Source organism: Enterococcus pseudoavium NBRC 100491 (assembly GCF_001544295.1).
GTDB lineage: Bacteria > Bacillota > Bacilli > Lactobacillales > Enterococcaceae > Enterococcus_A > Enterococcus_A pseudoavium.
This window is the reverse complement of sequence record NZ_BCQF01000014.1, coordinates 29143-41209: the sequence shown is the minus strand read 5'-3', so window position 1 is coordinate 41209 and position 12067 is coordinate 29143. Positions and strand designations below refer to the sequence as shown.

General features: G+C 41.9%; 7 protein-coding genes. 5 read left to right on the top strand and 2 right to left on the bottom strand.

Annotated features, from left to right (window positions below; translation table 11 throughout):
- The first annotated feature begins 8 nt into the window (after positions 1-8).
- From EP1_RS08045 to ileS, 4 genes are all read left to right on the top strand, one after another.
- Positions 9-284 (top strand): YggT family protein, encoded by a 276-nt coding sequence (locus EP1_RS08045; RefSeq protein ID WP_083507518.1) that lies wholly within the window; start codon positions 9-11, stop codon positions 282-284.
- 12 nt (positions 285-296) lie between these two features.
- Positions 297-1079 carry a YlmH family RNA-binding protein gene (locus EP1_RS08040; protein WP_067626226.1) on the top strand — a complete coding sequence of 261 codons (783 nt, stop codon included), beginning with the start codon at positions 297-299 and terminating at the stop codon, positions 1077-1079.
- A gap of 20 nt (positions 1080-1099) precedes the next feature.
- On the top strand, positions 1100-1804 hold the full coding sequence (locus EP1_RS08035; protein ID WP_067626223.1) for a DivIVA domain-containing protein: 705 nt from the start codon (positions 1100-1102) through the stop codon (positions 1802-1804).
- Between the two features lie 336 nt (positions 1805-2140).
- Complete coding sequence (gene ileS / locus EP1_RS08030; protein ID WP_067626220.1) at positions 2141-4927, top strand: isoleucine--tRNA ligase; 2787 nt, start codon at positions 2141-2143, stop codon at positions 4925-4927.
- Positions 4928-5043: 116 nt separating this feature from the next.
- Here the strand turns inward: ileS and zwf are convergent, their stop codons facing one another.
- Together zwf and efaR are read right to left on the bottom strand one after the other, a co-directional pair.
- A complete protein-coding gene (gene zwf / locus EP1_RS08025; protein WP_067626218.1) occupies positions 5044-6555 on the bottom strand; it encodes a glucose-6-phosphate dehydrogenase in 1512 nt (503 codons plus the stop codon).
- Positions 6556-6712: 157 nt separating this feature from the next.
- Entirely contained in the window at positions 6713-7360 is a 648-nt protein-coding gene (gene efaR / locus EP1_RS08020) for a transcriptional regulator EfaR (protein WP_067626216.1), read from the bottom strand.
- Between the two features lie 215 nt (positions 7361-7575).
- On the opposite strand from efaR, the gene gltB reads away from it, so the two are divergent.
- On the top strand, positions 7576-12066 hold the full coding sequence (gene gltB / locus EP1_RS08015) for a glutamate synthase large subunit (RefSeq protein ID WP_067626214.1): 4491 nt from the start codon (positions 7576-7578) through the stop codon (positions 12064-12066).
- The last annotated feature ends 1 nt before the right edge of the window (position 12067 follow it).

The following is a 12067-nucleotide window of genomic DNA, read 5'->3' as shown; positions in this document are numbered from 1 at the left end:
TCGCTTATTTGAATTTGCTGATTACACTTTTTAATGTTTTAAATCGACTAGTTTATCTTTATACGATACTGTTAGTCGTTTACGCGTTGATGTCATGGTTTCCAGGAGCCTATCAATCAAAATTCGGCCAGTTTTTAGGTCGGATTTGTGAGCCATTTCTTGATTTGTTTCGACGTTTGCCTTTGCAATTTGGCGGAATCGATTTTTCAATTATGGCCGCGATCTTAGCGTTGAATATTGCGATGGAGGTTTTACAAAAGATTCTGATTTCAATTATTTATTAAGGAGGTGGCAAGATGAATGCGAATGTCTATCAACATTTTAGACCGGAAGAGCATCCATTTGTTGACAGTGTTGGCGATTGGTTAGAACAAGTTGAAAGCCAGTACGCTCCTTATTTGACGAATTTTTTAGATCCTCGCCAAGCATATATTCTGGAGACTTTGATTCGCGAGAACAGTGAATTGAAGTTTTCATTTTACGGCGGTTATGAAGATGCGGAACGTTGTCGTTGCATGATTTACCCAGAGTATTATGAACCGCAAATTGATGACTTTGAACTAGTGATGATTGAAATCAAATATCCGCAAAAATTTACTGAGCTTTCTCATGGTAAGATTTTAGGCACACTGATGAGTGCGGGAATTAAGCGTGATTATTTCGGTGATATTATTTCGGATGGAACTCGTTGGCAGATCTTTTTAGCGAAAGAATCGGCTAATTACATCGTTGGTCAAGTCAACAAAATCGGTCGCGTGACGGTCCATTTAGAAGAGCGTCCTTATACGGAGATCATTGTTCCAAAGGACAGTTGGGCTGAGGAAAGCACGACAGCAACCTCGCTGCGTTTGGACGCGATCATTTCAACGGTTTATAATATTTCGCGGCAACGTTCAAAACAATTAGTCGAAGCTGGAAAAGTGAAAGTCAATTGGTCGGTCAATGAACGACCAGACTATTTACTTGATTTGCTAGATGTGGTTTCTGTTCGGGGATTTGGTCGTATCCAAATCCAAGGATTAGAGGGGAAAACCAAGAAAGAGAAATTCCGTTTACGTTTAGGCGTTTTACGAAAATAAATTGATGAGGTGAACACAAAATGGCATTAACTCCATTAGATATCCAAAATAAAAGTTTTTCCACCAAAATGCGTGGTTATAATCAAGATGAGGTCGATGACTTCTTAGATATGATCGTTCGTGATTATGAAGATAGCATCGCGAAAAATCGTGAATTAGAAAAAGCCTTGAAACATTCAGAAGAAAAATTGGAATACTTCAATGAATTGAAGGAAGCCTTGAACCAATCAATCGTAGTGGCTCAAGATACTGCTGACAAAGTGAAATCTTCTGCCAGCAAAGAATCAGAAGTAATTGTTACTTCTGCTCAAAATCGTGCGGATGAATTGGTATCAAACGCAATGCAAAAAGCCAATTTATTAACGACGACGGCTGAAGATAAAGCTAAAGAAATCTTAACCGATGCAACGGCGCAAGCGCGTCAATTAGCTGCCGAAACCAATGATTTGAAGAAAAAAACGCGGGTCTTCCATCAACAATTACTCTTGTTGTTAGAAACCCAAATCGATCAAGCCCGCAGTGGTGATTGGGATGAAATTTTAAAACCAATGTCAGCCTATGTTGGTGACGGTCATGAAGTTTTAAAAGAAGTTTTATCCAATGAACTTGACAACGATACTGAGATTGCAGTAGACTCAGATGAACCAATCGTTGAGAACGTGTCACAAGATGATCTTGGATTAACGATTGATATTCCTGAATTAATCAAAACAGACGAAGACTAAGCCATCTAGAACAGAAAAGCTGATTAGATTCTTTTAGCGAGCCGATGACAGTGGAAGTTCGGCAGACCCTCTAATTGGAAAGATCCTCTAGAGCTTTCGATTGTGAATTGACAGTAGCAAGCGACGACTCATCTCGTTACCGATGACTAGAGGAAACAACAAGTTTCAAATTTTGGGTGGTACCACGACAAGCTCGTCCCTTTGCGGATGAGCTTGTTTTTTTGTGGCTTCCAAAAGTCGAGGAAGCTACGTCTTGAAAGGTTTGTTAAAAAGCAGACCATTTTTAATAGTTCCACCCTTAGTAATAATTGATAAAAACAAAGGAGACGATCAATAATGAAGACCAAAGAAACCCTGCAACTAGGGAAAACCGGCTTCCCAATGCGCGGTAATTTACCGAATCGTGAAGGTCAATGGCAAAAAGAATGGGAAGAAAATAAAGTTTACGAGAAGCGCCAAAAATTGAATGAAGGCAAACCAAGCTTCGTTTTACACGATGGACCGCCTTATGCTAATGGGAATATCCATATCGGCCATGCCTTGAATAAAATTAGTAAAGACATTATCGTGCGTTCAAAATCAATGTCTGGTTTCCGTGCTCCCTATGTTCCTGGTTGGGATACGCATGGTTTGCCAATCGAACAAGTTTTGGCGAATAAAGGGATTAAACGGAAAGAAATGTCGATGTCGGAATACCGTAAAAAATGTGAAGAGTATGCCTTGTCGCAAGTTGATAAACAGCGAGAAGACTTTAAACGTCTAGGGGTTGCTGGCGAATGGGACAATCCGTATATCACGTTAACACCGGATTACGAAGCAGCTGAAATTCGGGTCTTCGGAAAGATGGCTGAAAATGGCTACATCTACAAAGGCTTAAAACCAATTTATTGGTCACCATCAAGCGAGTCTTCATTAGCTGAGGCCGAAGTGGAATATAAAGATGTCAAATCGGCTTCAATTTATGTGGCTTTCAAAGTTAAAGACGGCAAAGGGATTTTAGATAACGATACATCATTTATTATCTGGACAACGACACCGTGGACGTTGCCTGCAAACCAAGGGATCTCAGCAAACCCGGCTTATACTTACGCCGTAGTCGAAGAAGCTGGCAAAAAATATGTGATCGCGAAGGATTTATTAGAAACTGTCGCTAAAGAATTAGACTGGCAAGATCCTCAGATCATTAAAGAAGTTCCAGGAAAAGATTTGGAATATATGACGGCGCAACATCCGTTTTATGACCGTGAATCATTAGTTATCCTAGGCGATCATGTCACTTTAGATGCCGGAACTGGTTTAGTGCATACGGCGCCTGGACACGGGGAAGATGACTACTTTGCCTGGAAGAAATACCGGAATGATATTATTTCACCAGTCGATGATCGTGGGGTTATGACTGCCGATGCGCCTGGTTTTGAAGGGGTCTTTTACGATAAAGTCAATCCAATGGTAACTGAATTGTTAGAGAAAAATGGGGCATTATTGAAATTGGATTTCTTCACCCATAGTTACCCGCATGACTGGCGAACGAAAAAACCAATCATCTATCGAGCAACACCGCAATGGTTTGCTTCAATCGATAAATTCCGTCAAGATATCTTAGACGAAATCGAAAAAGTTGATTGGATCATCCCTTGGGGCAAAACCCGTTTGTATAATATGATCCGGGATCGCGGTGACTGGGTGATCTCTCGTCAACGTGCGTGGGGCGTGCCGCTACCGATCTTCTATGGGGAAGATGGAGAAGCAATCATCACACCTGAAACGACTGAACATGTGGCACAATTATTTGCTGAACATGGTTCCAATATTTGGTTTGAACGTGAAGCGAAAGACTTGTTACCTGAAGGCTTTACTCATCCAAGTTCACCAAATGGCCAATTTACGAAAGAAACAGATATTATGGATGTGTGGTTCGACTCAGGTTCTTCTCATGAAGCAGTCCTACGTCAACGGGAAAATCTAACGTTCCCAGCAGATATGTATTTGGAAGGTTCCGATCAATATCGTGGATGGTTCAACTCAAGTATTACGACAAGTGTCGCGATCAACGGGGTGGCTCCTTATAAATCCGTTCTTTCGCAAGGCTTTACTCTAGATGGTGAAGGCCGTAAGATGAGTAAATCTTTAGGTAACACGATCGTGCCAGGAAAAGTCATCAATCAAATGGGCGCGGATATCTTACGTCTGTGGGTCAGCAGTGTGGACTATGAAGCCGATGTTCGCGTATCAATGGATATTTTGAATCAAGTTTCCGAAGTTTATCGTAAAATTCGGAACACAATGCGTTTCTTGTTAGCCAATACGACTGATTTTGAACCAAGCCAACATACAGTGGCTTATGCTGAATTACGTTCGGTGGATAAATATATGTTGGTTCGTTTGAATGAAGTGATCAAAACAATTCGTGAAGAGGGATATGAAAAATACGATTTCACCCAAATCTACAAAACAGTGGTGAACTTCCTAACGGTTGATTTGTCTTCTTTCTATCTTGATTTTGCTAAAGATGTCGTCTATATCCAAGCCGAAGATAGTTATGAACGTCGCTGCATGCAAACGGTCTTCTATCAAGCAGCTGTTGCATTAACTAAATTATTGACACCAATCATCCCGCATACGACAGAAGAAATCTGGACGTATTTGAAGGAAGAAGAGGAATACGTTCAATTAGCCGAATTACCAGGCTACGAAGAATTCCCTAACCAAGCTGAGTTATTAGACACTTGGAAATCCTTTATGGACCTACGAGATAAAGTCTTGAAAGCTTTAGAAGAAGCACGGAATGAAAAAGTGATCGGTAAATCATTAGAAGCGAAAGTAACCATTTATCCTAATGAACAAGTAGCGGTAATGCTAACCGCATTAGATGCAGATCTTGCACAATTATTGATCGTATCACCAGACTCATTCAGCGTTTCTAAAGAAGCTGCTCCAGAGAAGGCATTAGCTTTTGATGATGTGGCGATCTTAGTTGAAAAAGCCGAAGGAGAAGTTTGTGATCGTTGTCGTCAAGTCCGGACGACTGTTGGTGAAGATGAAAAATTACCACACTTATGTGCGTCATGTGCCCAGATTGTAGAAGAACATTATCCAGAAGCAGTCATTGAAGGATTAGAGTAATATAATAGAAGAAATCCGTGTCGAGTTTGTCGGCACGGATTTTTTTAGGGGGATTTTCCTAGTATAAAGGATGTAAGACAAAAACGGATGCGGGAGAGTTCCGCATCCGTTTTTATTTATTTCAATTTTCCGCGTTCACGATACCATTGGTCCGGTTGCCAAGCCCACTCGTGACCATTTTTAGCTAAGAGATCGAAGGCTCCTTGTGGTCCCATCGTGCCGGCCGCATAATTAGGAAATCCGGGCGTTGTTTGATCCCAAGTATGACGAATCCGATCGATGATCTCCCAAGAGTTGGCGACCTCATCCCAATGTGAGAAATTGGTACTGTCGCCATTTAAAGCATCCAATAGCAGTTTTTCGTAAGCTTCGGGGCTATTTTCAGTTACTTCAGCGCTTTGCCGGAAATCTAATTTGACAGGCTCTGTTTTGAAGCCTTGACCAATTTTCTTCCCATTTAAAGTTAAAGAGAATCCTTCGGTTGGTTGGATATAGATCGTCAGGATATTTTGCGGCAAGTCTTTACCCGCGGCTTCTTGTTCAAAATTGAAAACATTGATTGGAACTTGCTTAAAGACGATATTGATCCGCGTGCCTTTTTCAGTCATGCGTTTTCCAGTGCGAACATAGAAAGGAACGCCTGACCAACGGAAGTTATCAATCAAGAATTTACCAGCAACAAATGTTTCCATTAAAGAATCTTTTGCAACTTTGGGTTCATCACGATAAGCGATGAAGTCTTTTCCATCTAACGTACCGGTGTCATATTGTCCACGAACGAAATTTTGTAAAACTTCCTCAGACTCATAACGGCGAATCGCCTGTAGGACTTTGACTTTTTCTTCACGGATCGATTGATTAGAAAAGGAAGTCGGTACTTCCATTGCTAATAAAGCAACGACTTGTAAAATATGATTTTGGACCATATCTTTCAAGGCTCCACTATTTTCATAATACCCACCGCGATCTTCTACCCCGAGTGCTTCAGAGAAGGTGATTTGAACATTTTCAATGTAACGGTTGTTCCAAAGGGATTCAAAGATATTATTAGCAAAACGGATTACGGAAATATTTTGGATCATTTCTTTACCTAAATAATGATCGATCCGGAAAATATCTTGTTCTGGGAAAACATTGCGAATTTGATTATTCAGTTTATCCGCCGAGTCATAATCAAAGCCAAATGGTTTTTCGATCACTAAACGGTTATAGCCAGTAGTAGTTATAATGTCTTGCGATTTCAAATGGTTGACGATCGTTCCAAAAAATTGTGGTGCCATCGCCAAGTAATATAAACGATTGCCTTGTAGCTCATATTTTTCGTCCAATTGATCAGATAAAGCTTTCAATTGGTCATAATGGTCAGAGTCATTAACATCATGAGACAAATAGTAAAAATGGCTTGCAAATTCCTTTTTCTCGGATTCGTTGGGTTCTAAATCCTTGATCGTCTCACAAATGACTTCACGATAATGCTCATCGCTCCAAGGACGTCGCGCGGTTCCGATTACTGCAAAATGTTTTGCTAAATTGCCTTTTCTATAAAGACGAAACAACGAAGGATAAAGCTTGCGTTGTGCTAAATCGCCCGTACCACCAAAGATGGTGAATAAAGCTGCCTGTTCCATATGATTCACTCCTAGTTCATTTTGATAAATTATCTTTCGAAAGGAAAAATAACTTCACTGCCTACTACCGTGCTGTTGCGATTTGCATGCCAGCCCTTAAAAGAAAGCCAATCTGACATGAAGTTCACACGGATCTTGGATAGTTAGTGTTGTAATATTATAATAAATCAACAAAAATCGTTGACGCGGCTTTGTAGCTAATTGAAACCTCTTTTTGGTCATTTTGTAAAGTAATAGGTCCTTCATAAGCAGCGACATTCGTAATTGTGTATTCTTCACGAATGTTAATGCCGATTTCCATCAAATAATCCAACAACTCTTTTTCATCTAAGACACGAGCAATCCGAATTTTTGAATCGACAGGATAGGAGGCCAATGTTTGGCGCTCTTTTTCATGAACGATGCGATTTTGTTGTGGGATCATGCCACCGTGGGGACAGAAGGTTGGGTGATTTAAGTAATTATCCAGATTTTGTTCTAGCTGTGAAGAGGTTACATGTTCTAAAACTTCAGCCTCATCGTGGACTTCGTTCCAGGAATAACCAAGATGGTCGACTAAAAAGACTTCCCATAAACGATGTTTGCGAACTAAGGTGCTAGCTTTTTCTAAACCAGTGGGAGTCAGTTGAACCCCTTGATAGGGCGAGTGCTCGACCAGTCCTTCTTTTACCAATTTATTGATCATTTCGCTGACAGAAGCTCCGGAAATAGATAAACCAGCAACGATTTTTTTATTACTAACTTTTTCTTTATCGCCACCTAATTCTAATATTAATTTTAAATAATCTTCGCGATTTGGTGTCATTGGTGTTCATCCTTTCATAACGAAGCATATCAGATTAAGTTTACCAAATAAATCTTATTTTTTCCATTTGATTGGATTTTTCTTGCAACAAATGGATTTTGTGATAACGATAGTAATTAAAAAAAAATTCTAAGAACACTTGCCTATCTTAAAGAAAAAAGGTAGTATATTAAAAATAAATGAGAATTGTCAAACTATTTAAAGGATTGATGTCAATGGCAAAGCAACAAACTATCGAGGCCCCGACCATGTATGATCCATCATTTGAAAAGGATGCATGTGGTATGGGCTTTATTGCTCAAATCGAGGGAAAAGCTTCACACCAATTAGTAAAGCATGCGCTGACGATGTTAGAGCGGATGAACCATCGCGGAGGGACTGGTGCAGAACCAGAAACAGGCGATGGGGCTGGAATATTAGCAACGATTCCCAATACTTTTTTTCAAAGGGAAGCTAAAGCGGCAGGGGTAACGTTACCTAAACGTGGTCAGTATGCAGTCGGAATGTTCTTTTTACCAACCGATGAAAAACATAAAATGGGTCTGCAACAAGCACTAGTGAAAGAAATTGAATCAGCAGGCTACTCAGTTCTTTGGCAGCGAGATGTACCGTTTCAATATGAGAATTGTGGACCAGGCGCGCAAAAAGTGATGCCTAGTTTTGTGCAATTATTCATAAAGCGGCCTTTAGAAGTTTCCACTGACCGTGATTTTGAAGATCGCTTATACCGCCTGCGTCGTAAATTGGAGAAGACCTACCAGGCAAGTGAGCTGGCAATTTGTAGTTTATCCGGCAAAACGATTGTGTATAAGGGAATGCTGCATGCTTACCAAGTTGGTCTTTTTTATGATGATTTACAAGATGAAGACTTCGAAGCGAGTATCGCGGTAGTCCATTCACGTTTTTCTACCAATACTTTTCCAAGCTGGGATCGCGCACAGCCGTTTCGCTTCTTAGCCCATAATGGTGAAATCAATACTTTGCGGGGTTCGGAAAATTGGATGAAGAGTCATGGAATCGAAGTTTATAACGAAGAAGACTCTGATTCGGCCAAACTAGAAAATTGTATGGAATATTTGTATCGTAACGGTCGTGATATTCCTCACGCATTAATGATGATGGTGCCAGAAGCATGGTCGGAAGAAGCCGGTTTAGGAAAAGAAATGACAGCTTTCCAAGAATACAATGCTAGTTTCATGGCTCCATGGGACGGACCTGCGGCATTGTGTTTTACAGACGGTGAAATGGTCGGTGCGACCTTGGATCGTAACGGTTTGCGGCCTTCACGCTATTCGATCACTAAGGACGGTTTCGTGCAGGTGGCCTCTGAATCTGGAGTGGTTGATTTTGCGCCATCAACTGTGATTGAAAAAGGTGTGCTAGGTCCGGCGAATATGATCTTAGTAGATACCATTAACGGAAAATTCTATCGCAATCAAGAAGTCAAAGAGAAATATGCCAAAGCGCATGACTATCAAACGTGGCTAACGGAGAATCGCCTTGAAGTGTCTCAGCTTACTGAGACAGAAACAAAAAAGACAATTCTCTCCGAAAAAGAATTACAAACAATGTGGAAATTGAATGGGTACACGGATGAGATTATTCGCGGTGCCTTAGTCCAAATGGCCGAAAAAGGTGAAGAGCCGGTCATTTCAATGGGGTATGATGCGCCGTTAGCGGTATTGAGTGAAAAACCGCAATCGTTATTCACGTATTTCAAACAGCAGTTTGCCCAAGTCACCAATCCGCCAATCGATGCGATTCGCGAACAGTTGGTGATTGGTACGGAGATGTTTTTGGGTCGCGACGGAGACATTCGCGTTGATGATGCACAGAACTGTCAAAAGTTGAAAATTAAAAGTCCCGTGTTAAGTACAGCTGATTTTCAAAAAATCGCTCAGCTGAAAACAAAAGTCCAAACAGCAGTCACAATCTCAACGCTTTATTTGGTGGGCGCTCCGAATGCTTTAGAAGATGGATTGGAGCAAATGTTCAAAGAAGCAGAATCAGCGATTGATCAGGGGGCAACGATCTTGATCTTGAGCGATCGGGGATCAGAACAAGCGAAGATGGCACTGCCGATTTTATTAGCTGTTTCCGGTTTGCACAATCATTTAGTTAGAAAAGGCAAAGCCTCACTGGCTAGTCTAGTGGTTGATTCGGCCGAAGTTTGCGAAGTCCACCATTTTGCCACATTAATCGGTTATGGTGCGAGTGGGATTCATCCGTATGGGGCCTATGCGACACTTAGTAGTTTTAACATTGAAAATGGCTTGGAAAGTTACCGTAAGGCGGTCGAAAAAGGCATCGTAAAAGTCATGTCACGAATGGGAATCTCAACAATCGCTGGCTATCATGGAGCCCAATTATTTGAAGTCGTCGGAATCAGTCAGCCGGTTACAGATAAGTATTTTACTGGAACAGCTAGTCGAATTGGTGGACTTTCACTGAAACAAATCGAAGCGGAATACTTACAACGCCATGAATTGGCTTATGGATCACGGCAAAATGATCTGTTAGCCTCTGGTGGAAGTTTCCAATATAAAGCTGATGGGGAACATCATTTGTTCAATCCTAAGACGATCTATAATTTCCAACAGGCCGTGCGAGCAGGCGATTATCAATTATTCAAGCATTATGTTGAGGAAATGAATCAAGAAGCCTTGGAAGAACCTACTAATTTACGGGCGCTGTGGGAATTTAAAAAGGAACGTCCAGCGGTCAAGCTTTCTGAAGTCGAACCAGCAAGTAAAATTGTCAAACGCTTCAAAGTCGGTGCGATGTCTTATGGCTCACTTAGTGAGGAAGCCCATCAATGTATCGCCGAGGCAATGAACGCGATCGGTGCCAAATCCAACAGTGGTGAAGGCGGCGAAAATCGCAAACGGTTCAAAGTCCAAGCAGATGGCAAGAATTTCAATAGTAAAATCAAACAAGTTGCCTCTGGCCGTTTTGGTGTCAATGCCGAATACTTGATGAGTGCGGAAGAATTACAAATCAAAATGGCTCAAGGTGCAAAACCAGGTGAAGGCGGACAATTACCCGGCAATAAAGTCTTTCCTTGGGTCGCTGAGATTCGCGGCTCAACACCAGGGGTACGCTTGATTTCACCACCGCCCCATCATGATATCTATTCAATCGAAGATTTGGCGCAATTAATTTATGACTTGAAGGCGATCAATCCTTACGCAAAAATCAATGTCAAATTGGTTTCAAGTACTGGTGTGGGTACGATCGCAACAGGAGTTGTCAAGGCCGGGGCCGATGTGGTTGTGATTTCAGGCTACGATGGTGGAACTGGAGCATCGCCAAGAAATTCGATTCGTGATGCCGGCTTGCCATGGGAAATGGGTGTGGCTGAAGCGCATCAGACATTAGCGATGAATAATTTGCGCCAACGGATGACTTTGGAAACAGATGGTAAATTGATGACCGGTCGTGATGTGGCGATGGCGATTTTACTAGGCGCGGAAGAGTACAGTTTTGCTTCGTTAGCTTTAGTTGCAATCGGTTGTGTCATGATGCGGGTCTGCAGTTTGAACACTTGTCCGGTAGGAGTCGCAACCCAAAATCCAGCTTTGCGGAAATTCTTTGTTGGAAAGCCAGAGCATTTAATCAATATGATGTATTTCATCGCAGAAGACTTGCGGGAAATTATGGCTGAATTAGGCTTTAGAAGTATTGATGAAATGATCGGTCATACCGAAGTATTAGCGCCGCGTTTCATTGCAAAAGGCAAAGCAAAATCGTTGGACTTCTCACGGATTCTGTCAACTAGTGTCGGAATTGAACGCAAAACTGAAGATCCTTTCAAGGAAAAACGTGAGTGGCCGGAATTGGATCATTTTGCGGAAGGTGCTATTAAAAATGGCGAGCAAGTAGCTATGAGTTACCCGATCAATAATGTCAATCGTACAGTCGGCGCACGGATGGGTGGCTGGATCGCTGAACGTTTTGGAAACTATGCATTGACGCCCGGACAAATTAAATACACCTATACCGGAATCGCTGGCCAAAGCTTCGGTTCATTTATCACCCAAGGGATGGAACTGAAGTTGATTGGTGAAGGGAATGACTACGTGGCGAAAGGCTTGAGTGGTGGCCGAGTAATCATTGTTCCGCCAGAAGACGCAGCTTATGATGTAGAAAATTCGCCAATCGTCGGAAATGTGGTATGTTTCGGAGCGAATCGCGGAGAAGGCTATTTCCGCGGTAAAGCCGGTGAACGCTTCTGTGTTCGAAATAGTGGGGCGAATGTTGTTGTTGAAGGTGTGGGCGATCATGGTTGTGAATACATGACTGGCGGAGTGGCCGTCATCTTAGGGCCGACTGGTCGGAATTTTGCGGCTGGGATGTCTGGCGGAGTGGCCTATGTATATGATCCAACCGAGACTTTTGCAGATAAATGCAATTTGGAGATGGTCGATCTTTTCAAATTAGGTGAGACGGGTGATGATGCGGTCTTGAAAGAAATGATCGAAAAGCATTTGACGTATACCGATTCATTGAAAGCAGCTGAATTATTGAATAATTGGGAAGATGCCCAAAAACATTTTGTCAAAGTATACCCAAGAGAGTATCACGAAATGGTTCGTGTGACGGAAGAATTGGCCAAAACGGGTCTCGAAGGGGAAGAGCTGATTGAAAAAGCTTTTGTGGCAGTCATCGGCGAACAAACAGCACCAGCTGGAAAGGAGCGTGGCTAGG

Bases quoted from the DNA above. Each gene is read 5' to 3' on its own strand.
- zwf (WP_067626218.1), bottom strand. From the start codon at position 6,555: ATGGAACAGGCAGCTTTATTCACCATCTTTGGTGGTACGGGCGATTTA.
- gltB (WP_067626214.1), top strand. From the start codon at position 7,576: ATGGCAAAGCAACAAACTATCGAGGCCCCGACCATGTATGATCCATCA.
- efaR (WP_067626216.1), bottom strand. From the start codon at position 7,360: ATGACACCAAATCGCGAAGATTATTTAAAATTAATATTAGAATTAGGT.
- EP1_RS08035 (WP_067626223.1), top strand. From the start codon at position 1,100: ATGGCATTAACTCCATTAGATATCCAAAATAAAAGTTTTTCCACCAAA.
- ileS (WP_067626220.1), top strand. From the start codon at position 2,141: ATGAAGACCAAAGAAACCCTGCAACTAGGGAAAACCGGCTTCCCAATG.
- EP1_RS08040 (WP_067626226.1), top strand. From the start codon at position 297: ATGAATGCGAATGTCTATCAACATTTTAGACCGGAAGAGCATCCATTT.